Annotated in this window: 21 protein-coding genes; 16 read left to right on the top strand and 5 right to left on the bottom strand. The window is 69.5% G+C overall.

Features of this window, described 5'->3' with window-relative positions; translation table 11 throughout:
• Positions 1–12: 12 nt before the first annotated feature.
• Positions 13–4,749 carry an ExeM/NucH family extracellular endonuclease gene (locus tag BBA86_RS05635; protein ID WP_065570666.1) on the bottom strand — a complete coding sequence of 1,579 codons (4,737 nt, stop codon included), beginning with the start codon at positions 4,747–4,749 and terminating at the stop codon, positions 13–15.
• Positions 4,750–4,962: 213 nt separating this feature from the next.
• On the opposite strand from BBA86_RS05635, the gene lepA reads away from it, so the two are divergent.
• The 12 genes from lepA to BBA86_RS05575 all read left to right on the top strand — a co-directional run bounded on the left by lepA (position 4,963) and on the right by BBA86_RS05575 (position 16,784).
• Entirely contained in the window at positions 4,963–6,813 is a 1,851-nt protein-coding gene (lepA, locus tag BBA86_RS05630) for a translation elongation factor 4 (protein WP_065570665.1), read from the top strand.
• A 9-nt stretch (positions 6,814–6,822) separates the two neighbouring features.
• Positions 6,823–7,473, top strand: a complete 651-nt coding sequence (locus BBA86_RS05625) for a DUF1990 family protein (protein WP_065570664.1) — start codon at positions 6,823–6,825, stop codon at positions 7,471–7,473.
• Complete coding sequence (gene hemW / locus BBA86_RS05620; protein WP_065570663.1) at positions 7,473–8,690, top strand: radical SAM family heme chaperone HemW; 1,218 nt, start codon at positions 7,473–7,475, stop codon at positions 8,688–8,690. Before BBA86_RS05625 ends, hemW begins: the two co-directional genes overlap by 1 nt.
• 70 nt (positions 8,691–8,760) lie before the next feature.
• Positions 8,761–9,795 carry a heat-inducible transcriptional repressor HrcA gene (gene hrcA / locus BBA86_RS05615; RefSeq protein ID WP_065570662.1) on the top strand — a complete coding sequence of 345 codons (1,035 nt, stop codon included), beginning with the start codon at positions 8,761–8,763 and terminating at the stop codon, positions 9,793–9,795.
• Between the two features lie 31 nt (positions 9,796–9,826).
• Complete coding sequence (dnaJ, locus tag BBA86_RS05610) at positions 9,827–10,942, top strand: molecular chaperone DnaJ (RefSeq protein ID WP_065570661.1); 1,116 nt, start codon at positions 9,827–9,829, stop codon at positions 10,940–10,942.
• 2 nt (positions 10,943–10,944) lie between these two features.
• Entirely contained in the window at positions 10,945–11,682 is a 738-nt protein-coding gene (locus tag BBA86_RS05605; protein ID WP_065570660.1) for a 16S rRNA (uracil(1498)-N(3))-methyltransferase, read from the top strand.
• Positions 11,683–11,726: 44 nt separating this feature from the next.
• Positions 11,727–12,074 (top strand): histidine triad nucleotide-binding protein, encoded by a 348-nt coding sequence (locus tag BBA86_RS05600; RefSeq protein ID WP_026302843.1) that lies wholly within the window; start codon positions 11,727–11,729, stop codon positions 12,072–12,074.
• Positions 12,075–12,120: 46 nt separating this feature from the next.
• Positions 12,121–13,149, top strand: coding sequence for a PhoH family protein (locus BBA86_RS05595; RefSeq protein WP_223247113.1), 1,029 nt, complete (start codon positions 12,121–12,123; stop codon positions 13,147–13,149).
• Positions 13,146–13,613: an rRNA maturation RNase YbeY gene (gene ybeY, locus BBA86_RS05590; protein WP_065570658.1), complete on the top strand. Its 468-nt coding sequence runs from the start codon at positions 13,146–13,148 to the stop codon at positions 13,611–13,613. The genes BBA86_RS05595 and ybeY overlap by 4 nt, the downstream gene beginning before the upstream one ends.
• Complete coding sequence (locus tag BBA86_RS05585) at positions 13,610–14,926, top strand: hemolysin family protein (RefSeq protein WP_065570657.1); 1,317 nt, start codon at positions 13,610–13,612, stop codon at positions 14,924–14,926. Before ybeY ends, BBA86_RS05585 begins: the two co-directional genes overlap by 4 nt.
• Positions 14,923–15,819, top strand: a complete 897-nt coding sequence (era, locus tag BBA86_RS05580; RefSeq protein ID WP_065570656.1) for a GTPase Era — start codon at positions 14,923–14,925, stop codon at positions 15,817–15,819. The genes BBA86_RS05585 and era overlap by 4 nt, the downstream gene beginning before the upstream one ends.
• A 35-nt stretch (positions 15,820–15,854) precedes the next feature.
• On the top strand, positions 15,855–16,784 hold the full coding sequence (locus BBA86_RS05575; protein WP_065572196.1) for a zinc-binding alcohol dehydrogenase family protein: 930 nt from the start codon (positions 15,855–15,857) through the stop codon (positions 16,782–16,784).
• A 7-nt stretch (positions 16,785–16,791) separates the two neighbouring features.
• Here the strand turns inward: BBA86_RS05575 and BBA86_RS05570 are convergent, their stop codons facing one another.
• Positions 16,792–17,418, bottom strand: a complete 627-nt coding sequence (locus BBA86_RS05570) for a hypothetical protein (RefSeq protein WP_065570655.1) — start codon at positions 17,416–17,418, stop codon at positions 16,792–16,794.
• A gap of 185 nt (positions 17,419–17,603) precedes the next feature.
• Here BBA86_RS05570 and leuA point away from each other — a divergent pair, with 185 nt between their 5' ends.
• On the top strand, positions 17,604–19,364 hold the full coding sequence (gene leuA / locus BBA86_RS05565; protein ID WP_065570654.1) for a 2-isopropylmalate synthase: 1,761 nt from the start codon (positions 17,604–17,606) through the stop codon (positions 19,362–19,364).
• Positions 19,365–19,398: 34 nt separating this feature from the next.
• Here leuA and BBA86_RS05560 read toward each other — a convergent pair whose 3' ends face one another.
• Complete coding sequence (locus BBA86_RS05560) at positions 19,399–20,085, bottom strand: trimeric intracellular cation channel family protein (RefSeq protein ID WP_018186631.1); 687 nt, start codon at positions 20,083–20,085, stop codon at positions 19,399–19,401.
• 35 nt (positions 20,086–20,120) lie between these two features.
• Here BBA86_RS05560 and recO point away from each other — a divergent pair, with 35 nt between their 5' ends.
• Together recO and BBA86_RS05550 are read left to right on the top strand one after the other, a co-directional pair.
• The gene (gene recO / locus BBA86_RS05555) at positions 20,121–20,849 is read left to right on the top strand and encodes a DNA repair protein RecO (RefSeq protein ID WP_018186632.1); all 729 of its coding nucleotides are present in this window, start codon (positions 20,121–20,123) and stop codon (positions 20,847–20,849) included.
• Positions 20,846–21,652: an isoprenyl transferase gene (locus BBA86_RS05550; RefSeq protein ID WP_065570653.1), complete on the top strand. Its 807-nt coding sequence runs from the start codon at positions 20,846–20,848 to the stop codon at positions 21,650–21,652. Before recO ends, BBA86_RS05550 begins: the two co-directional genes overlap by 4 nt.
• Positions 21,653–21,655: 3 nt before the next feature.
• Here the strand turns inward: BBA86_RS05550 and BBA86_RS05545 are convergent, their stop codons facing one another.
• A complete protein-coding gene (locus BBA86_RS05545) occupies positions 21,656–22,222 on the bottom strand; it encodes an AAA family ATPase (RefSeq protein ID WP_065570652.1) in 567 nt (188 codons plus the stop codon).
• 60 nt (positions 22,223–22,282) lie between these two features.
• On the opposite strand from BBA86_RS05545, the gene BBA86_RS05540 reads away from it, so the two are divergent.
• A complete protein-coding gene (locus BBA86_RS05540) occupies positions 22,283–22,960 on the top strand; it encodes a DsbA family protein (RefSeq protein WP_065570651.1) in 678 nt (225 codons plus the stop codon).
• A 67-nt stretch (positions 22,961–23,027) separates the two neighbouring features.
• Here the strand turns inward: BBA86_RS05540 and BBA86_RS05535 are convergent, their stop codons facing one another.
• A complete protein-coding gene (locus BBA86_RS05535) occupies positions 23,028–23,522 on the bottom strand; it encodes a glutathione peroxidase (RefSeq protein ID WP_065570650.1) in 495 nt (164 codons plus the stop codon).
• Positions 23,523–23,583: the final 61 nt, after the last annotated feature.

Here is a 23,583-nt window from a genome sequence, read left to right as displayed (position 1 = left end):
GATACGCCCGGATCAGAACAGCACGAGCACCGACGACCGGTTGCTGACCGACCCCTCCGAGACCGTCGGGTCCTTCGGGACGAACGTCGCCGTGTACGAGTGCACCCCGCGCGAGAGGCGACCCAGCGTGGTCGACGCGAACCCGCCGCGCACCTCCGCCGTCGCGATCACGGTGTCGCCCTCGCGGAACTCCACGACGCCCTCCGCACGACCCTCGTCCTGCGTGACGATCGCGAGGAGCGTCGCCGGCAGCAGCCGGTTGATGTGCACCGGCGGGAGGGCGATGAGCGACGTGCGCGTCGTCGCGGCGGGCTCCGCCGCCTGCTCCACCGTCAGCGGAACCTGAACGACGGTGCCGCTGGGTGCGGCCGTCACCGTCAGCTGCGCCGCCCCGGCAGGGGTCCCTGCCGGGAGCGTGACGCTGACGGATGCCGCGCCCCCGGTCACCGACGCGGTGCCGAGTACCTGGTCGCCCAGGCTGACGGTCACCTCCGTGTTGGCCGGAGCGCCCTTGCTGGTCAGGTCCATGCCCGCCACCTGGAACGTCACTGTGTCGCCCGCCGCGACGGTCTCGGGGACGCCCGACACCTGCACGCCGTGCTTGGCGAACGACGGCGCGACGGGCGAGCCGTCGGCGATGTAGTCGACCCAGGCCTCGTAGTCGAGGAGGCCCGTGTCGACGTAGTCGTCACCCTCGGTGAACGCCCGGAAGTTGTCGCCGCCGGCAGCCAGGAACGAGAACGTGCCGATGCGGTAGGTCCCGGCCGGATCGATCGCCTTGCCGTCGACCGTCACCGACGTGATGCGTTGACCCTCCGGCAGCGCCGGGTCGTAGGTGTACGACACGTTGTCCGAGAGGCCCAGCTGCAGGTACGGCCGCTGCGGGACGTTACCGGCGGCATCCCGTTGCCACTGCTGCTCGAGCATCGTCGTGAACTCCTCGCCCGTCAGGGTGATGAGCGCGAGCGTGTTGTTGAACGGCAGCACCGCGTTTGCCTGGCTGAACGAGACCGAGCCGTCTGCCAGGCCCGGAACGGCACCGGCACCGAACTCCGCCTGCGTGTCGAAGAGGTCCGCCCGGAGGCCGCCCGGGTTCGTCACGCCGATCACGGCGCCGTTCGGCAGGTCGGCGAGGCTGTCGCGCAGCATGTTCGCCACCGTGTTGCCGAGTGTCGACTCGGCTGCGCGGTTGTCGCGTGAGCCGCCCGTGTAGACGCCGTCGACGTACGAGCCGCCGCTGTAGGCGGTCGTGATGTCACCGGCGACCTGGCCGACCTCCGTGTTGCCGACGGCCGCCGCGTTCGCGAGGGCTGCCTTCGTGATGCGATCGACCTCCGCGACACGGGGGTACGCGGCGACGAGGTCGGCGGCGGGCGTCGACGTGCGGGCGACGTTGCGCTCGGTGTGCGCGGAGACGTCACCCGTGGCGGCATCCACTGTCAGGGTGATCTCGCCGATCTTGGCGCCGTACGAGCCGGTCTGGACGACCGGACGGGTGCGGTCCGTCCCGGGGATCGGCGCCGACCACGCGTACTCCTTGTGCGTGTGGCCGGTGAAGATCGCGTCGACCTCGGGGGAGGTGTCGGTGATGATCGCGCCGAACGCGCCGCCCGCGGCGACCTCCTCGTCGAGGGTCGCGCCGTCGGGCGTACCCGCGCCGGCGCCCTCGTGGTACATCGCGACGATGACGTCGGCCTCGCCGTTGGACGCATCGCCGTCGCTCAGCTGAGCGGCGACGCGGTTGACCGCCTCGACCGGGTCGCCGAAGTCGACGGACTCGATGCCGGTCGGCGTGACGAGCGTCGGGGTCTCCTCGGTGACCGCGCCGATGACGCCGACCGTGAGGCCGTCGGCCTCGAGCAGCGTGTACTCGTCGAGTGCGGGGGTCGTCGTTCCCTTCTTGTAGACGTTGGCGCCGAGCTGCGGCGCGTCGAACTCGTCGGACACGCGCCCGGCCAGGTCGTCGAACCCGCGGTCGAACTCGTGGTTGCCGACGGCGCTCGCCTGCAGACCCATCGCGTTCAGCACGTCGATGGTCGGCTGGTCCTCCGCGACGGAGGACGCGAACAGCGACGCCCCAATGTTGTCGCCTGCGGACAGGAACAGGGTGGGACCTGATGCCGCCTTCCGCAGTTCCTCGACGGTTCCCGCGAACCCGACGGTGTTGCCGTCGATGCGTCCGTGGAAGTCGTTGATGCCGAGGAGGGTCAGCTGGACGGGAGCGGCCTTCGCCTTCATCCCGACGATCACGGGGTCGTGGTCGCTCGAGCGGTATGGGTCCGCGGAGTAGAACTCCGTGCCGTGCGTGCGGAACCGGCTGTACTCCAGTGCGATCGACTCGCCGGAGTTGATATTCCAGATGTCCGCATCCGTGGAGCGGGCGAGGGCCGGCTCGTTCAGGAGGATGTGGTCGAGCGATCCCGCGAGTCCCGAGAAGCTGTACGACGACGAGTCGACGTCGAACGCCCGCTCGGCATCCGCGTAGCCGGCGTCGTACAGGACCTTCAGCGGGTCCTCCTGGCTGTAGGAGTTGAAGTCGCCCGCCAGTGCGACGGCGTCGACATCGCCCTGGATCTTCGCGACCCAGTCGCGGAGGGCGGTCGCCTGCCGCATACGCGACTCGTTCGACGAGCCCTGGCCGTCGCCGGTGTCGGCGTCGCCCGGCCACGGACCGGCGGAGCCCTTCGACTTGAAGTGGTTCACGACGAACAGGAACGGGTCGCCGCCCGCTGCGGGCTCGAACACCTGGGCGATGGGCTCGCGCGCGTTGCCGAACGCCTCGCCGTCCGCGCTCTGGTCGCCGAGGGCGCGCGATGCGCCGACGGGGGAGACACGCGCGGGCTGGTAGATGATCGCGTTGGTGATGACGTCCTGCTCGGATGCCGGGGGCAGGTCGGTCGACGAGGGCACGAACGCCCACGTGCCGGCGCCCGCCTTCGCGTTGAGCGCGGCGACGAGGGTCGCCGTGGCCTCGTCGGTCTTCTCGCCGAGCGCGGCCGAGTTCTCGATCTCCATGAGGCCGACGACGCCGGCGTCCACGGAGGTGATGGCCTCGACGAGCTTGGCCTGCTGACGAGCGAGGTCGGCGGCATCCCACGCACCGCGCTGGGCGCAGCCGTCCCGGACGGTCACGCCGTCGCCGAAGCGGTCGGTGTACGCCTCGCAGCTCGGGGTGTCGGTGCCGAGGGTCGTGAAGTAATTGAGGACGTTGAACGATGCGATGGAGAGGTGTCCGCCCACCTCGGCGGGAGCGTCGGTGCGGACATTCTCGAAGACGACCTCGTCGGCACCGGTCCCGTCGCCGACGAGCGGCTGAGTCGGGTTCAGCTTCCACGAGTCATTGCGGTAGTCGACGATGAGCGGTGCCGTGAAGGTGACCCCCGCGCCGACCGTGATCGGCTCGGTAAGCGAGACGTACGCTGGCGTCAGTGCCTGGTTCGCGGCCGACGTGTAGTCGAGACCGGCACCGTCGTCGAGACGCACGCCGCGTGCCGCGTTGTCTGCGGCGACCGCGACGGCGGCGTCGCTTCCGGGACGGGCGGCGTCCGTCGGCTGACGGAGCGGCTCGGAGCCGGCGGCGAGGCCGACCTCGCCGAAGCGGTTGGTGCTGTAGGTGTCGCTGACGGTGAACTCGCCCTGCGGGGCGATCAGCATCGACTCGAGCGACTCGCGCTGAGCTGCCGTGGTCGGCCAGCCGATCGTGGCGGGCGTGGGCGCCTCGGCGTCGGCGATGACCTTCGCACCGCCGGCCTCGACGGTGATCTCGGTGAGCCCGTTGAACTCCGACACAGCACCGGTGACCGTGACGGTGTCGCCGAGGGCGACCTCGCCGGTCGCTCCGGGCGCGTAGACGAAGACGGCGTCGGAGGCCTTGTGGGTGGCGACGTCGAGTGCGCCGCCGGTGCCCGGCGTCTGGATGACGTAGCCGTTGTAGCCGCCCGAGGGGTAGTGGGCAGTCACGACACCGGTCGTGGTGACCGTGCGGCCAGCGAGGGGAGAGGCATCCGTCGTCCCCTGGATCTCGGCGATCGTCGCGACCTGCGGCTCGGGATCCGGCTCGGGCTCGGGCTCGGGCTCGGTGTCGTCGCCGAGCCCGGTGGGCGTGGGTGCACCGGCGGCGAAGTCCGCCGCGTTGTCTGCGGTGTTCGCAACCTCGTCGTCGCGCGAGACGCTCGTCGCGTTAGAGGTGCCCGGCGCGGGGGCCGACCCGGCGAAAGCCGTGGCCGTCGACCCCCAGCCCACCAGGTCGACGACCTGATCGAGCGTCGCGATGCCCGTGCTCCCGGTGAGGGCGGTCTCGCTCGAGACGAGCGCGACCTTGGCGCCGCTGCCGCTCATCGCGATGGAGCCGTCGACGTCGGCGTCGAAGCCGGGGAGTGACGTGTTGCTACCGGGTGCCTGACCGATCAGGAGATTCGCGCCGGCGGGCAGGTCGACATCGCCGATCTTCGTCACCTGCCACGATGCGCCTGTCGCAGAGGCGTACTGCACGCTGTAGCCGCTCAGGTCGACCGTCTCGTCGCCGGTGTTCGCCAGCTCGATGAAGTCGCGGTTGTAGGCGGCGCCGTTGTTTCCGCCACCGCCGTACACCTCTGAGATGACGACGGGCGCGTCGGGTGAAACTGCTGCGGACGCTGCGGTGGGGACGAGTGCGAGTCCGGCTGCCGTCAGGGTGGCGACGGTCAGCGCTGCGCAGGTCCGGCGGAGAACCGGACGTGCGACGGACGCGGGGGCAGGTGGGTGCGACACGGTGGGTTCTCCCGAGGCGGCTCGGGCGCGGGGCTTATCGCGCAGGAACCGACCGCCACACTGAGCATTCGGCGGCGCGGCGCACCCCGCAAGGGTCGGCTCGGTTAACTCTTTCTCATGACCCTCGCCGCTGGCGTGTCGGCGATCGGAGCGGTTATCTTGCGCGAACCCCGGAGCAGGTGTGCAGCCGGTCGCCGGTAGACTCGCCTGGTCATGTCACCCCGCGCCCTCACGCCCCTGCAGCCCGCGGCCACGCCGCCCGCGCAGCTCCGCAACTTCTGCATCATCGCCCACATCGACCACGGCAAGTCCACGCTGGCCGACCGCATGCTGCAGATCACCGGCGTGGTCTCGGACCGCGACATGCGTGCTCAGTACCTCGACCGCATGGACATCGAGCGCGAGCGCGGCATCACGATCAAGAGCCAGGCCGTCCGGATGCCGTGGGCCACCGATGCCGGCACGTTCGCCCTCAACATGATCGATACCCCCGGCCATGTCGACTTCACGTACGAGGTCAGCCGGTCGCTCGCCGCGTGCGAGGGAGCGATCCTCCTCGTCGACGCCGCGCAGGGCATCGAAGCGCAGACGCTCGCGAACCTGTACCTGGCGCTCGAGAACGACCTCGAGATCATCCCGGTGCTGAACAAGATCGACCTGCCTGCCGCCGATCCCGAGAAGTACGCGGCCGAGCTCGCGAACCTCATCGGGGGCGACCCGGCGGACGTCCTCAAGGTCAGCGGCAAGACCGGCATGGGCGTCGAGGAGCTGCTCGACCGCATCGTCGAGCGCATCCCCGCACCGAAGGGCGACGCCGACGCACCCGCCCGGGCGATGATCTTCGACTCGGTCTACGACGCCTACCGCGGCGTCGTCACCTACGTCCGCATGGTCGACGGCAAGCTCGAACCGCGCGAGCGGATCCAGATGATGTCGACGCGCGCCGCCCACGACCTGCTCGAGATCGGCGTGTCGAGCCCCGAGCCGGTTCCGACCAAGGGACTCGGCGTCGGCGAGGTCGGGTACCTGATCACGGGCGTGAAGGATGTCCGCCAGTCCAAGGTCGGCGACACGATCACGAACCACCGGAAGCCTGCGACCGATGCGCTTGCCGGCTACACCGATCCGAAACCGATGGTGTTCTCGGGGATCTACCCGATCGACGGCAGCGACTACGCCGTGCTCCGCGAGGCGCTCGACAAGCTGAAGCTCTCGGACGCCTCGCTCCAGTACGAGCCCGAGACCTCCGTGGCACTCGGCTTCGGTTTCCGTTGCGGGTTCCTCGGCCTGCTGCACCTCGAGATCATCACCGAGCGCCTCTCGCGCGAGTTCGACCTCGATCTCATCACCACGGCCCCCTCGGTGACCTACACCGTCACGACCGACACCAACGAGACGGTCACGGTGACGAACCCGTCCGAGTACCCGGACGGTCGCGTCGCGGAGGTGTCCGAGCCGGTGGTCAAGGTCGGCATCCTCCTGCCGAAGGACTACGTCGGCACGGTCATGGAACTCTGCCAGTCGCGCCGCGGCACGCTCCTCGGCATGGACTACCTCAGCGAGGACCGCGTCGAGCTCCGCTACAACATGCCGCTCGGTGAGATCGTGTTCGACTTCTTCGACCACCTGAAGTCGAAGACGCAGGGTTACGCGAGCCTCGACTACGAGCCGGCGGGCTCGCAGACCGCCGACCTCGTGAAGGTCGACATCCTCCTGCAGGGCGAGAAGGTCGACGCATTCAGTTCGATCGTCCACCGCGAGAAGGCCTACGCGTACGGCACGCTGATGACCGAGCGCTTGCGCAAGCTCATCCCGCGTCAGCAGTTCGAGGTACCGATCCAGGCTGCCATCGGCGCCCGGATCATCGCTCGCGAGAACATCAGCGCGATCCGCAAGGATGTGCTCGCCAAGTGCTACGGCGGCGACATCAGCCGCAAGCGCAAGCTGCTCGAGAAGCAGAAAGAGGGCAAGAAGCGCATGAAGATGGTCGGCCGCGTCGAGGTCCCCCAGGAGGCGTTCATCGCGGCTCTGTCGGGCGATGTCGAGGGCAAGGACAAGAAGTAGGCTGACACGATGCGCCGCGGGAGTTTCCAGGCAGGAACCGTCGACTACGCCGCCGTCGGGGCCACGCAGGCCCCCGATCTGATGGGCTATCCGCCGCAGGGGACGACCCCCGCGGAGGAGTCCTGGCGCCTCGGCAGCGGCGAGGAGCGGTTCGTCACCTCGACCGAGCAGCTCCTCGGGTGGGGGGCACAGCGGGGCGCCGGTCTCACGGTCGCCGATGTGCGCCCGGCATCCGGTCCCATGTACTCCGGCGTCGGCTTCGACGCCGACGGTAACGCGGTTCAGCCGAGCCGACTGGACGACGAACAGCGCTTCGATGCGGACGGCACCCCGTTCGTCAGCGCCGGCACGACGGCGCACCTCCACGGTCGTGTCGCGGGGATGAGGGCGGATGCCGAACTCCGCGTCATCTCGGTGATCGACGAACCCCGGCGGGTCGGGTTCTCCCTGGGCACTGTGGGCGGGTCGGTCGTCAGCGGGGAGGAGTCCTTCCTGCTCGAGTGGCGGGACGACGACGAGGTGTGGTTCACCGTCCGCGCGTTCGACAAGCCGACGGGCCTGGTGTACCGCGTGTGGCGTCCGCTCGTGAAGCGTCGTCGCCGAGCGCTGTTCCAGGGGTACCTGCAGGCGATGTCGCCCATGTACGCCACCGGCTCCTGATGGGCTCCGCTCTTCCCCTGGGAGATCCGGCACCTACCGACGGCGCGCTCCCGCACGACGTCGCGGTCGACTCCGAGGTCGACTTCGGCGTGTACCTGCACGTTCCCTTCTGCCGCGTGCGCTGCGGGTACTGCGACTTCAACACGTACACCGCGACCGAACTCCGGGGTGCACGTCAGGACGCCTATGCCGATGAAGTGCTCCGCGAGATCGCGCTGTCCCGCGAGGTTCTCGCTGCGCGGGGACCGCTGCGTCCGGCCCGCACGGTGTTCTTCGGCGGAGGTACCCCGACGCTGCTGCCGCCGGGGGATCTCGCGCGCATGCTCGACGGCGTCAGAGACGCATTCGGTCTCGCGGACGGCGCCGAGGTCACGGTCGAGGCCAACCCCGACACGCTGACCGACGAGGTCGCGCGGACGCTCGCCGACGCGGGCGTCACACGGTTCTCGGTCGGGATGCAGTCGTCGGTGCCGCACGTGCTCGCGGCGCTCGACCGTACGCACGACCCCGCGAACATCGCGACGGCGGTCGCCGCCGCCCGCGGCGCCGGGCTCGCGGTCAGCCTCGATCTCATCTACGGCGCGCCGGGGGAGTCGCTCGAGGACTGGCGCACCTCGCTCGAGACGGCGATCGCGCTCGCACCCGACCACATCTCGGCGTACGCGCTCATCGTGGAGGACGGAACGAAGCTCGAGCGTCAGATCCGCCGCGGCGAGGTGCCCGCCCCCGACGACGATCTGCAGGCCGACATGTACGAGCTCGCCGATGAACTGCTCGCGGCCGCCGGTTACGGCTGGTACGAGGTCTCCAACTGGTCGACGACACCGGACCAGCGTTCCCGCCACAACCTGTCGTACTGGCGGGGTCAGGACTGGTGGGGCTACGGTCCCGGCGCGCACAGCCACGTCGGGGGCCTGCGCTGGTGGAACGTGAAGCATCCGGCTGCGTACGCGCAGCGCCTGTCCCTCGGGGAGTCCCCGGCGGCGGGACGGGAGCGACCGGATGCCGAAGCCCGCCGCCTCGAGGTCATCCTGCTGCGCTCGCGCATCGTCGACGGCGTCGCGGTCGACGAGGCGACGATCGCGGGGCGGCGGAACGTGGCATCCCTCATCGCGGACGGACTCGTCGACGGCGCGTCCGCCGTGCGGGGCCGCATCGTCCTCACTCGCCGCGGGCGCCTTCTCGCCGACGCCGTCGTGCGTGCGCTGACCGCGTGATCCGAGCACATCGCCGCTCGCGCGGTAGAATTGGCACTCCCAGATCGAGAGTGCCAGCGGAGGAGGGGTGATGGTCTCGGAACGCGGACTCCAGGTGTTGCGCGCGATCGTCCAGGACTACGTCGACACGCGTGAGCCCGTCGGCAGCAAGGCGATCGTCGACCGGCATCAGTTCGGCGTTTCCGCCGCCACGATCCGCAACGACATGGCGCTCCTCGAGGACGAGGAGCTCATCACGGCGCCCCACACCTCGTCGGGGCGCGTACCCACCGACAAGGGCTACCGGGTCTTCGTCGACCACCTCGCCGACGTCCGTCCGCTCACGTCGGCGCAGCGCTCGGCGATCGGCTCCTTCCTCGAGGACACCGGCGACCTCGACGATCTGCTCGTCCGGACGGTCCGCACCCTCACCCGGCTGACGGGCCAGGTTGCAATCGTGCAGTACCCGTCCTTCTCGCGGGCGAACATCTCCCACGTCGAGGTCGTGCACCTCGGCGGCACGCGCCTCGTGCTCATCGTCGTGACCGATACCGGCCGGGTCTCGCAGCGCGTCGTCTTCCTCGCGACCGAGCCGTCGGCGGACGAGGCGTCGCAGCTCAAGCTCGCGATGGCGACCCTCCTCACCGGGAAGAGCGTCAAGGACGGCGCTGCAGCGATCGCCCGCATCCTCGAGGAGAACACCGCTGTCCCGCGGGAGGAGAACCGCCGCATCGTGCTGCGCGCGATCGGCGAGGAGCTCGACGAGTTCCGTCAGGACCGCATGGTCATGGCAGGGTCGGCGACCCTCGCGCGACGCGAGTCGGATTTCCGCGGCAGCATCTACCCTCTGCTGGAGGCGATCGAGGAGCAGGTGACGCTGCTGCGGCTCATGGGCGAGATGGTCGCCGACGACCGCGGGCTGGCGACCAGCATCGGCCGCGAGAACGAGCCGTTCGGGCTGTCCGAGGCATCCGTCGTCGCGGGCGACTACGACGCGGGCGGTTCGCACGCACGCATCGGCGTCCTCGGTCCGACACGGATGGACTACCCCACGAATCTCGCGGCGGTGCGCGCCGTCGCGCATTATCTGACGCGTCTGCTCGAAGAAGACGAGACGTCGCGCTGAACGAATCGGCCCGCGGGCCGGAGAGGTGATTGTGGCTGACCACTACGAGGTCCTGGGTGTCGCGCGTGACGCGAGCCCGGAGGAGATCAAGAAGGCATACCGACGGCTGGCGCGCCAGCTGCATCCGGACGTGAACCCCGGTGAGGACGCCTCCGAGCAGTTCAAGCTCGTGACGCACGCCTACGACGTGCTGAGCGACCCCGACCAGCGCCAGCGCTACGACATGGGTGGCGACGCGAGTGCGTTCGGCGGTGCTGGCGCCGGCTTCGGCGGGTTCAGCGACATCTTCGAGAGCTTCTTCGGCGGCGGTGGCGGCGGTACGCGCGCCGGCCGGCCGCGGTCCCGCCGGGAGCGCGGGCAGGACGCGCTGGTGCGTGTCGACCTCGACCTGGGCGACGTCGTCTTCGGTGTCCACCGCGACATCGAGGTCGACACGGCGGTGCTGTGCGAGACCTGCCAGGGCTCGTGCTGCCAGCCGGGCACACAGCCCGTCACGTGCGACATCTGCCACGGATCCGGCCAGATCCAGCGGACGGTCCGGAGCCTGCTCGGCAACGTCGTCACCTCGCAGCCCTGCACCACGTGCCAGGGCTACGGCACGACGATCCCTTACCCGTGCTCGACCTGCCAGGGGCAGGGGCGCGTGCGGGCTCGCCGGACCGTGTCGATCGATATCCCGGCCGGCGTCGAGACGGGTCTGCGTCTGCAGCTTCCCGGTTCGGGCGAGGTCGGCCCGGCCGGCGGCCCGAACGGCGACCTGTACCTCGAGGTGACCGTTGCGCCCCACGATGTCTTCAGCCGTGACGGCGACGACCTCCTCGCAACCCTCGAGGTCTCGATGATCGATGCCATCCTCGGGACGAGCGTCACGATCGACTCGCTCGACGGCTCCGTCGATCTCGACATCCGCTCGGGCGTCCAGTCCGGTGACGAGTTGACGATCCGCGGGCGGGGGATCACGCCGCTCCGCGGCGACCAGCGCGGCGACCTCCGCGTCGGCGTGCAGGTCGTGACCCCGTCGCACCTCGACCCGAAGGCGCGGGCTCTCGTGCAGGAGCTCGCGAAGCGGATGCGTCCGGCCCCGCCTCACCTGGCCGAGTTCCACCCGGGTCTGTTCTCCAAGCTCCGCGGCAAGTTCAAGCGCTGATCGTGGCCCTCCATTTCCTGATCGAGGATGCCGGTGCCGCCGGTCCGGGAGACACGGTCCGGCTGACGGGGGCCGAAGCGCACCACGCTGCGGCCGTCCGCCGTATCCGCGTGGGAGAGGACGTCACGGTCGGCGACGGCCGCGGCGTGTGGCTGACCGGCACGGTCTCGGCCGCAGCACCCAAGGAAGTCTCGGTCGAGGTCTTCGCCCGGACGGTGGTCCCTGCGGCATCGCCGCGCACGGTCCTCGTGCAGGCTCTCGCGAAGGGCGATCGCGACGAGCTCGCCGTTCAGGCCGCCACGGAGCTCGGCGTCGACGCGATCACGCCGTGGCAGGCGGCGCGCTCGGTCTCGCGATGGGAGGGCCCGAAGCTGGCCAAGGGCGTCGCGCGCTGGGAGACCATCGCCCGCGAGGCGGCGAAGCAGGCGCACCGGCCCTGGCTGGCCGAGGTCGACCAGCCGGTGACGACTCGGGACCTGGCTGCACGCGCCCGCGGGGCCCGGATGCTGGTCCTCGAACCCACGGCATCCGTCGCTCTCTCGCGGATCGACATCGACGCGGCCGACGCGAGCGACGTGATCCTCGTCGTGGGGCCCGAGGGGGGCATCTCTCCCGACGAGCTCGATCTGCTGCAGGAAGCGGGTGCGACGCTCGTGCGGCTCGGCGACACCGTGCTGCGCACCTCGACGGCGGGGCCGGCCGCCCTCGCGGTCGTCAATGCGGCCCTCGGCCGCTGGTGAGGCGGACCCGACCGGCGCGGGAAGGCGCTGAGTAGACTGGGAGGATGAGCGAGCCATCGGTGTTCACCCGCATCCTCCGGGGTGAGATCCCCTCCGAGATCGTTGCGGAGACCGACAACGCCTTCGCGATCCGCGACATCGCTCCGCAGGCTCCCGTCCACCTCCTCGTGATCCCCAAGACCGAGGACTACCGCGACGTCGTGGAGCTCGCGGCGGGCGACCCCGCCCTCCTCGCCGAGCTGGTCGGCCTCGCCAACAGCGTCGCCGCCGAACATGCCGGCGGCGACTTCAGACTCGTGTTCAACACCGGCCCCGACGCCGGACAGACCGTGTTCCACGTCCATGCACACGTGCTGGGCGGCGGGCTCACCGAAGGGAGCCTCGGTGGCTGACAGCACCGAACCCACCGTCGCGCACATCTACGCCGACGGTGTCGCCATGGTGCAGCTGCTCGGTCCGCAGGACCGTCTGCTGCGCACTGTGGAACGGGAGCACCCCGATGTGCAGGTGCACGTTCGGGGGAACGAGATCACCCTTACCGGTGACGAGGGAGCCGTCGCTCGCGCACACGAGCTCGTCGACGAGCTCATCGGCATGGCGCGGGCGGGCCAGGGTCTCGATCCTAGCGATGTCACGCAGTCCAACCGCATCCTGCGCGAGAACAGCGGGATGCGTCCCTCCGAAGTTCTCGGCGAGGCGATCCTGTCGTCGCGCGGCAAGGTCATCCGACCGAAGACCCTCGGGCAGAAGGAGTACGTCGACGCGATCGAGGAGAACACGATCGTGTTCGGCATCGGTCCCGCCGGCACCGGCAAGACGTACCTCGCGATGGCGAAGGCCGTCCAGGCGCTGCAGCGCAAGGAGGTCAGTCGCATCATCCTGACCCGTCCTGCGGTCGAAGCGGGGGAGCGGCTCGGATTCCTCCCGGGAACCCTGACGGACAAGATCGACCCCTACCTCCGTCCTCTGTACGACGCGCTGAACGAGATGATGGACCCCGAGCTCGTCCCCAAGCTCATGGCATCGGGCACCATCGAGGTCGCACCTCTCGCGTACATGCGCGGTCGCACGCTCAACGACTCCTTCGTCGTCCTCGACGAGGCGCAGAACACCACCCCCGAGCAGATGAAGATGTTCCTGACGCGTCTCGGCTTCGGCACCCGCATGGTCGTCACCGGTGACATCACGCAGGTCGACCTGCCGCAGGGCGCCTCGGGTCTGCGTCTCGTCACCCGGGTCCTGAAGGACATCGATGACATCCACTTCTCGCGTCTGACCAGCGACGACGTCGTGCGCCACACGCTCGTCGGCCGCATCGTGGACGCCTACAGCGCCTACGACGAGGAGAAGCTGGCCGCGCGTCGTGAGCGCGACGAGGCGAGCGAGTTCGCGAACCGCGCCGAGCGCCGGACGGGCCTGCGCCCCGCCGGCCCCCGTGACCGACAGCCCAAGCGAGGACGTTCATGACCATCGAGATCACCAACGAGTCCGGCGTCGAGGTCGATGAGACCGTCCTGCTGCGTCTCACCGAGAACAACTTCGCGGAGCTCCACGTGAGCCCCGACGCCGACGTGGCCATACTCCTCGTCGACGAGGGGGCGATGGAGGCGCTGCACGTCCAGTGGATGGACGAGCCCGGCCCCACCGACGTACTGAGCTTCCCGATGGACGAGCTGCGCCCCGGCACGGATGAGGCTCCGACGCCTCCCGGACTGCTCGGTGACATCGTGCTGTGCCCGCAGGTGGCCGAGACCCAGGCGCAGGCGGCCAAGCATTCCACGATGGACGAGCTCATCCTCCTCACGACCCACGGCCTGCTGCACCTGCTGGGATTCGATCACGCCGAGCCCGAGGAGGAGCGCGAGATGTTCGGGCTGCAGAAGGAGCTCATCGGCGCGTTCCACGCGAGCGAGCGCCACCGGCGCGCATGACCGAGATCCTCCTGTTCATCGCGGCGGGTCTTCTGGTCGCGCTAGGCGGCCTGATGGCCTCGCTCGAGGCTGCGCTCGACGTGACCTCCCGCGCGGACCTCGCCGATCTCGCCGATGAGGCGCGTTCCGGTGCCGCCCTGCGAAGGATCGCGGCCGACCCGGACGCGCACCGTACGGCCGTCGTCTTCATCCGCATCCTCATCGAGACCGCCGCCGCCGTTCTCGTCACGGTCGCCCTCACCCTCGTCTTCGAGAACATCTGGTGGGCGATGCTGGCGGCGGTGGTCGTCATGACCGTCGCCTCCTTCGTCCTCGTGGGGGCGTCCCCGCGCGCCGTGGGGCGGCAGCATGCGAAGGGCTTCCTGAAGGCGTGCGCCGGGCTCATCCGCGGCGCACGCATCGTGCTCGGTCCCCTCGCGCACCTGCTCGTCCTCCTCGGCGACCGTCTGACCCCCGGCATCCACCGCGGCGCATCCTTCGCGTCCGAGGAGCAGCTCCTCAGCATGGTCGATGAAGCCGCGTCGCAGGACCTCATCGAGGCCGACGACCGGGACCTCATCCACTCCGTGTTCGACTTCACGGACCGTTTCGTGCGCGCCGTCATGGTGCCGCGCACCGACATGGTGACGATGGATGCCGCGGCCACAACCCAGGAGGCGATGACGCTCTTTCTCGACAAGGGCGTCTCCCGCATCCCGATCGCCGACGGCGAAGCCGACGACATCACGGGCGTCGTCTATCTCAAGGACCTCGTTCAGTTCGCCTACCGCGACGAGACCGCCTGGCGCGGCGTGCCGGTCGCCCAGATCGCCCGGCCCGCCGTCTTCGTCCCCGAATCGATGCGCGCCGAGACGCTCCTGCAGCAGATGAAACGCGAAGCCGTCCACGTCTGCCTCGTCGTCGACGAATACGGCGGGGTGTCGGGTCTCGTGACCCTCGAGGACCTCATTGAGGAGCTCGTCGGCGAGATCGCGGACGAATACGACCTGCGCACGAGCGAGGTGTCCGACCTCGGCGGCGGCCGCTTCCGCGTGAGCACACGACTCGGGCTCGACGAGGTCGGCGACCTGTTCGGGATCGAACTCGAAGACGACGACGTCGACTCGATCGGCGGCCTCTTCGGCAAGGCGCTCGGCAGCGTTCCGGTCCCCGGCGTACGCGTCGAGCACAGCGGCCTCGTCCTCACGGGCGGCACGTCCCTCGGCCGGGGCCGGGGACTCGCGACGGTGTTCGTCGAGCGCGCCGAGGCGCCGGCGGCCGAACCCGTATCCCTTTCCACCGCAGAGATCCGCGTCGCGCGGGGATCGGAGTGACCGTGAGCAGCCGTTCCGGTTTCGTGACGTTCGTCGGACGTCCCAACGTCGGCAAGTCGACCCTGACCAACGCCCTCGTCGGCGAGAAGGTCGCGATTACCAGCGACAAGCCGCAGACCACCCGAAAGGCGATCCGCGGCATCCTCAACCGTCCGGGCGGTCAGCTCGTGATCGTCGACACCCCCGGCATCCACAAACCGCGGACTCTTCTCGGCCAGCGGCTGAACGACCTCGTCGAGCAGGTGCTGGGCGACGTCGACGCGATCGGCTTCCTCGTGCCGGCGACCGAGAAGGTCGGCCCGGGCGACCGGCGGATCGCGGCATCCCTCGACGGCTATGGCCGGGCGAAGAAGGTCGCCATCGTCACGAAGGTGGACATCGCGTCGCGCGAGGAGATCACCGAGCGACTCATGGAGGTCGACGCACTCCGCGAGGACTGGGACGCGGTCATCCCGCTCTCGGCCGTGACCGACGACCAGCTCGACGTGCTGGCGGACGAGCTGCTGAAGCTGATGCCGACCGGACCCGCGCTGTACCCAGAGGGTGTCGTCACCGATGAGAGCCTCGAGGACCGGATCGCCGAGATCATCCGCGAGGCGGCGCTCGACGGTGTGCGTGACGAACTGCCGCACTCGATCGCGGTGACGGTCGAGGACATCTCCGCCCGTGAGGACAGCGACCTCACCGACGTCTACGCGAACATCGTCGTCGAGCGCGACAGTCAGAAGGCGATCATCATCGGTCGCGGCGGATCCCGCCTGAAAGACGTCGGCGCCCTCTCTCGGGCGGGTATCGAGCCGCTCGTCGGCGGCCGCGTGTTCCTCTCCTTGCGCGTTCGCGTCGCGAAGGAATGGCAGCGCGACCCGAAGCAGCTCGGGCGACTCGGATTCTGACCGGCGACGCCGGCATCTCACGGAAGGACGATCTCATGGCGCAGGCATGGTTCGCGAACGGTCCCGACGGACTCGCCGACTGGGAGTTGAAGGACGTCGATGTCCCGGCGCCGGGGCGCGGTGAGGTGACGATTCGGGTGCACGCCATCGGGATGAACCCGGCCGACTACAAGTACCCGACCCGCCCGGACGCGTCGTTCCCGTTCCCCCTCGGCTACGAGGTGTCCGGCGAGATCACCGCCCTCGGTCCAGGCACCGGGATCGGCTCGGGCCCCGCCGCGATCGGCGACGAGGTGCTCGCCTTCCGGCTGCGCGGCGGATACGCCACCGAGGTCACGATCCCTGCCGAGAAGGCGTTCGCCAAGCCCGCGACCCTGACGCACCCCGAGGCCGCCAACCTGTTCCTGGCCGGGGCAACGGCCGCCGAAATGCTCGAGTTGAGCGGTGCGGGACGCGGCGACACCGTGCTGTTCCACGCGGCGTCCGGCGCGGTCGGAGTCAGCTTCCTGCAGCAGGCGGCGGTGCGAGGGGTCCGCGTCGTCGGGACGGCGAGCGAGCGGAACGCCGACGTCGTCCGTCGATACGGCGGCATCCCGATCACCTACGGGGCCGGCCTCGTCGACCGGGCGAAGGATGCCACGGGCGACGCTCCCTTCGTCGCATCGCTCGACGGGGTGGGCACCGACGAGGCGATCGAGGCATCACTCGCGCTCGTCGAGGATCGGAAGCGCATCATCACCATCGTCCGGCGCGACCTGGAATCCGAGGGCATCGTCGCCATCGGCGGCATGCTGCCGGCCAGTGCGGCCTTCCGCGACGCGGTCCGAGGCGATCTCGTCGACCTGGCCCGGCGCGGCCTGCTCGAGGTGCCGGTCGCACGGACGTATCCGTTCGCAGAGGCGATCGAAGCGGCGCGCTTCCTCCGGGAGGGGCACCCCGGCGGCAAGCTCGCCCTGTTGCCCTGACGGGGGATCAGCTGACCTCCCGGATGGCGGAGCGCACGATCACCTTCCCGGCTCCGAAGTCCTGATCGGCTGCCTTCTGCCACGTGCCGTCGTCCCAGACCACGTCGACGAGCACCCAGCCGTCCTGTTCCGAGGACGAGAGGTAGGCGTCGCCGATCGCCGCGGGGACCGCCTTGTGGATGGAGGTGACGTCCGATGCTGCGGCCGTGCCGGTCTTGCCCCCGGTGGGATCGGGTGCGGCGACCGGGTCGAACAGGGCGAGGGGCACCGGGGCGCGCGTCACGGTGAACGTGTCGCCGTCGTAGGTGCCGTAGACGGCATAGGTGCCCCAGGTGGCGTCGACGACCGAGGCGGCGTCGTCGAGGCCCGCCCACGACCAACCGGAGAGTGGGATGCCGCTGCACTGCGGCGGCGCGGATTCCGCGACCGCCCCCAGGCACAACTCGACGGAGGACCCGTCGTCGAGGACCGTCCCCTGGGCGATGACCTCGCCGGTCGGAGCGTCCGGCGTGAGCGCGGCCAAGGCGGCTCCCGGAGGCGCGGCGGTCCCACCCGCATCGGCCGCAGCGGCGCAGGAGGTGAGCAGAAGGGCGGCGCCGGCGGCGAGTGCGGCGAGGGAGCGACGGTGCATCATGCCCGGAGAGTGTCGGGCCCGCGGCATCCGTCTCAGAACGTCGTGCGCTGCGAGCGGGGTGTAACGTGTCGGTATGCGCTTCTGCGGCCTCCTTCTTCGTCGCCGCGACGAGTCCTCGATCTAGGACCAACTCGTCGCGGAGGTTGTCGTGGGTCCGCACCAGTGACGAGAGAAGAAGCACCATCATGCGAAACACCCAGAAGCCCTCGGGCGCACCGATCCACAAGTACCGCCCGTACCACGAGCAGATCCGCGTCGACCTGCCGGACCGCACGTGGCCGAGCAACCGCATCGAGGTCGCGCCGCGCTGGTGCGCCGTCGACCTCCGGGACGGCAACCAGGCCCTCATCGATCCGATGAGCCCCGAACGCAAGCGCGTCATGTTCGAGCTGCTCGTGAAGATGGGCTACAAGGAGATCGAGGTCGGGTTCCCCAGTGCGAGCCAGACCGACTTCGACTTCGTCCGGCAGCTCATCGAGGACGACGTCATCCCCGAGGACGTCACGATCCAGGTGCTGACCCAGGCGCGCGAGCACCTGATCAAGCGCACGTACGAGTCGATCGCCGGGGCGAAGCAGGCGATCGTCCACCTCTACAACTCCACGAGCGTGCTGCAGCGCGAGGTCGTCTTCCGCACCGATCAGCGGGGCATCATCGACATCGCCCTCGAGGGTGCGCGCCTCTGCCGTGAGTACGAGAAGACAATCCCCGAGACGGCCGTCTACTACGAGTACTCGCCCGAGAGCTACACCGGCACCGAGCTCGAGTTCGCCGTCGACGTCTGCAACCAGGTGATCGAGGTGTTCGAACCGACACCCGACCGCAAGGTCATCATCAACCTGCCGGCGACGGTCGAGATGGCGACCCCGAACGTGTACGCCGACTCGATCGAGTGGATGAGCCGTCATCTCGCGCACCGCGAGAACGTCCTCCTGTCGCTGCACCCGCACAACGACCGCGGCACCGCGATCGCCGCGGCCGAGCTCGGCTACATGGCCGGCGCCGACCGCATCGAGGGATGCCTGTTCGGCAACGGCGAGCGCACCGGCAACGTCGACCTGGTCGCCCTGGGGATCAACCTGCTGACGCAGGGCATCGACCCGCAGATCGACTTCAGCGACGTCGACCACGTCAAGCGGACGGCGGAGTACTGCAACCAGTTGCCCGTCCCCGAGCGCAGCCCCTGGGCCGGCGATCTGGTCTTCACCGCTTTCAGCGGGTCGCACCAGGACGCCATCAAGAAGGGCTTCGAGGCGATGGAGTCCCGCGCGAAGGCCGCGGGCGTCTCGGTCGACGAGATCGAGTGGGCGGTGCCCTACCTCCCCATCGACCCGAAGGACCTGGGGCGCTCGTACGAGGCCGTCATCCGCGTCAACTCGCAGTCGGGTAAGGGCGGTGTCGCCTACCTGCTGAAGACGGACCACGCGCTCGATCTGCCGCGGAAGCTGCAGATCGAGTTCTCCGGCGTCGTCCAGGCGAAGACGGATGCCGAGGGCGGCGAGGTCTCCAGCGGTCAGATCTGGTCGATCTTCTCGGACGAGTATCTGCCTGCCCGTGCGGCAGACGACAAATGGGGCCGCTTCGAGCTCCTGTCCACCCGCACCCAGAGCGACATGTCCGGCGACGTGGCGCTCGAGGTCACCCTGCGCGACGGTGATGAGCGCGTCTCGGCGACCGGGGCGGGGAACGGTCCGATCGCGGCGTTCCTGAACGTGCTGGGGGAGCGTGGCTTCGAGATCTCCCTGTACGACTACGTGGAGCACACGCTCGGGGCCGGTGGCGACGCCCACGCGGCCGCCTACGTGGAGCTGCAGGTCGAGGATCAGCGCCTCTGGGGCGTCGGCATCGACGGCGACATCTCGACCGCGAGCCTGAAGGCGATCGTGTCGGCCGTGAACCGGGCGATCCGCAGCCGCACCCACGAGGGCGAACTCGCGGGCGTCTGACTCCTGCAGGGGGTCGCCGCCCCGCGGCGCCCGATCACGGCTTGATGATCGGGATGGTCGAGGTCTCGACGGCGACCTTCCTACGGTAGAGGGCCCGCTGCTCCGGCAGCGAGATGTCGAAGACCACGGCGAGCACGCGGATGACGGCGGTCACGGCGATGCACGTGATCGCGGCGGGCACCGCCGAGACCCCGAGGGTGTCGAGGACGGCGAGGACGGCGCATCCGACCGCGGCGGCGACGGCGTAGAGCGACCCGACGTGCATCATGGCGACGGGGAGTCCCATGAACACGTCGCGGAGGAGTCCTCCGCCGACGGCGGCACAGGCGCCCACGAAGATCGACGGGATCGGAGGGAGGCCGAGGGCGAGCGCCTTCGTCGTCCCCAGGGCGCCGAACATCCCGATCGCGACGGCGTCGAGGCCCACGATGACCGCGTTGAGGCGCTGGAACACGTTGGCGAGCAGCATCCCGATCAGCGCCGCCGCGGTGACGGTGATCAGGTAGCCGTCGCTCTGGAGGGCGACGGGTGTGGTGCTGAGCAGCAGGTCGCGGATCATGCCGCCGCCCAGACCCATGACGACGCCGATGATGGCGACCCCGAGCAGATCGAGACGACGCTGCCCCTGGAACCCCGAGGCGAACAGGGCTCCCTGCACGCCGCCGAGGCCGACGGCGGTGAGGTCTGCCCAGAGGGGGATGAGGAACTGCGGCTCGGTCACGCCTTCATTGTGCCTGGTCACGGGATAATCGATGGGTGCCCACCTACCGTGACGAGGTCGTGATCCTGCGCACCCACAAGCTGGGTGAGGCCGACCGCATCCTGACGATGCTCAGCCGTCGTCATGGCAAGGTCCGCGCGGTGGCGAAGGGCGTCCGCCGCACGTCGTCGAAGTTCGGCGCGCGGCTCGAGCCGTTCATGGTGGCCGACGTCCAGATGTACAAGGGCCGCTCGCTCGACATCGTGCAGCAGGCGGAGTCCCTGGGCGCGTACGGCGCCGACATCGCGACCGACTACGACCGGTACACGGCGGCGTCGGCGATGTCCGAGACGGCGGACCGCCTCAACGAGGCCGAGACGACACCGCAGCAGTACCTGCTGCTCGTCGGGGGGCTCCGCGCGCTGGCGCGAGGCGATCACGCACCGAGATCGGTCCTCGATTCCTACCTCCTCCGCGTCATGTCCCTCTCCGGCTGGGCGCCGTCGCTGCAGGAATGCGCGCGGTGCGGTGCGCCCGGACCGCACGACTGGTTCGTCGCGCAGCTGGGCGGCATCGTCTGCTCCGCGTGCGCGCCGGCGGGGTCGCCTCGGGTGAGCGCCGAGACCTCCGACCTCCTGCGTGCGCTCCTGGCGGGGGAGTGGGATGTGGTGGATGCCGCATCGGGCGGCGCCACCGCGGCTTCCTCCGGTCTCATCGCGGCGTATGCGCAGTGGCACACTGAACGAGGCATCCGTTCCCTGTCCCACCTGGAGGCGCCTCGGTGAGTCCCAAGCCGTACACGCATCGCGACGCGGTGCCCTACCGCCCGCTCGACTGGACCGGCGTGTACCCGCCGGAGTTCCAGAAGGGCTCGGTCCCGGCTCACGTCGCGATCGTCATGGACGGCAACGGCCGCTGGGCCAACCGCCGCGGTCTCACGCGGATCGAGGGGCACCGCGCGGGGGAGGAGGTCCTCCTCGACGTCGTGGCCGGTGCGGTCCAGGCCGGGGTGAAGCACCTGAGTGTGTACGCCTTCTCGACCGAGAACTGGGCGCGCTCACCCGAGGAGGTGCGTTTCCTCATGGGGTACAACCGCGATGTGCTGCACCGTCGTCGCGACCAGCTCAACGAGTGGAACGTCCGCATCCGCTGGGCGGGCCGGAAGCCCCGGCTGTGGGGGTCGGTCATCAAGGAGCTCCAGTACGCCGAACAGCTCACGGCGGGCAATACCGGACTGACCCTGACGATGTGCGTCAACTACGGGGGACGACACGAGATCGTCGACGCGATGCGGGCGATGGGCGAGGAGATCGCCCGCGGGAAGCTCAAGCCCTCCGCCATCACGGAGAAGACGCTCCGCCGGCACCTCTACGTGCCCGACATGCCCGATGTCGACCTGTTCGTCCGCTCCAGCGGGGAGCAGCGCACCTCGAACTTCCTCCTCTGGGAAGCCGCCTATGCCGAGATGGTCTTCCTCGACACGCTGTGGCCCGACTTCTCGCGGACGGACCTGTGGGGTGCGATCGAGCTGTACCTTTCCCGTGACCGCCGTTTCGGCGGCGCGAAGGACGCACCGACCGCGTCCTGACGATCAGCGTGCGGCGTCCGCCGCCGGTCCCGCGAGCCACCGATCGACCTCGCGTGGATGCGTCAGATGGACGACGGGCAGGCCGTATTCGGCGGCTACCACCGGCATCCGCGTCTTCCAGGTCGCGTGGGTGCGCATCTCCCAGCGGAGGATGTGACCGGGGTCGCGGAAGACGGTCCACAGCGGTGGCTCGACGTTCCCGTTCCACAGGCGTTCGCGACGGATGCGGCGACGCAGGGTGCGGCGGAGCAGCCGGGCGCGGGCGATCCGGCGCGGGAGGTCGAGCCAGACGGTCAGGTCGGCGCGTTCGCCGAGGATCTGACCGCCGCCGGAGCTGAAGTAGTTCCACTCGGACACCCAGCGGTCGCCCTCGGCGATGCGACGGACGTCGCTCAGGAACTCGGGTCGCGTGGTCCAGTCCGAGCCGTGGAAGAGCGAGTCCAGTTCGGTGTATTCGAGCCTCCACATCTCCGCGAGCCGCCGTGCCAGAGTCGACTTGCCGACGCCGGTGGTGCCGGCGATGACGACGCGCTGCGGGCGGAACGGGAGCGGGGTGTCGGCCGAGAGCATCCCGCCAGCCTAGGAGCGGCGAAGGGAATACCGCGAGGGCCAGGTGGCGTTGCACGGGATGTGACGGAACCCATCAAGATCGACGTGTGGAGCGATATCGCCTGCCCGTGGTGCTACATCGGTAAGCGGAACCTCGAGACCGGGCTGGCGGAGACGGCGAGCGACGCCGACGCCCCCCGCGTGGAGGTGACCTTCCACTCGTACGAGCTGTCCCCGGACACTCCCGTCGATTTCGAGGGGACCGAGATCGACTTCCTCTCGGAGTACAAGGGGATGCCGGCCGATCAGGTGCAGCAGATGCTCGACCGCGTGACGGGTGTCGCCGCGGACGCCGGGCTCGGCTACCGCTTCGACATCCTGAAGCACACCAACACGGTCAAAGCCCACGAGCTGCTGCACTTCGCGAAGGAGCAGGGCCTCCAGAAGGAGATGACCGAGCGCCTCATGTCGGCATATTTCACAGAGGGCCGTCACGTCGGCAAGATCGACGATCTCGTCGCGCTCGCCGGTGAGGCCGGTCTCGACGCCGACGCGACCCGCGACGCGCTCGAGTCCGGCCGCTACCTCGAGGCGGTGCGTGCCGACCAGGCGCAGGCGCAGGCCTACGGCATCCAGGGTGTGCCGTTCTTCGTCATCGACGGCAAGTACGGCGTGAGCGGCGCCCAGCCCGCCGCCGCGTTCGCGCAGATCGCTCGCCAGGTGTGGGCCGAGCGCGCCGAGGAGCCCGCCGCGAGCTGATCACTCCACCCACGACGAGGGCCGCATCCCGGATCGGGGATGCGGCCCTCGTCGTTCGTGCTCGATGTCAGGCGAGAGCGTTCTCGATCGCGGAGATCACCTCGGGCTCGTTCGGCTTCGTCTGAGGGCGGAAGCGGTGCAGCTCGCCGTCGCGGGTCACCAGGAACTTCTCGAAGTTCCACATCACCGGTCCCTTCGCTCGTTCGGCGTTGGGGGTCTTCTTCAGCGCTTTGTAGAGCGGCGCGGCGTGCGAGCCGTTGACGCGCACCTTGTCCATGATCGGGAACGTGATGCCCCAGTTGACGGCGCAGTAGTCGAGGATCTCGTCCATGGACCCCGGCTCCTGGCCCATGAACTGGTTGCACGGGAAGCCGATGACCTGGAGGCCCTGATCGCCGTACTGCTTCTGCAAATCCTCGAGCTGTTCGTACTGAGGAGCCAACCCGCACTTCGACGCGACGTTGACGATGAGGAACGCCTTGTCGCCGAAGTCGCCGAGAGTCGCCTCCTTCCCGTCTGCCGTGGTGAACGGGATCTCTCGCAGGGAGGAGGTGTCGGTCATGTCTCCACGATAGGACTCGAGCAGATGCCCGATGCGCTCGCCGTCTGGGAGAATGTGAAGG

Origin of the sequence: Microbacterium oleivorans, from assembly GCF_001691565.1 — a bacterium.
Lineage (GTDB): Bacteria > Actinomycetota > Actinomycetes > Actinomycetales > Microbacteriaceae > Microbacterium > Microbacterium oleivorans_B.
The sequence above is the reverse complement of the archived record's forward strand: the minus strand, read 5'-3'. Positions and strand labels throughout refer to the sequence as shown.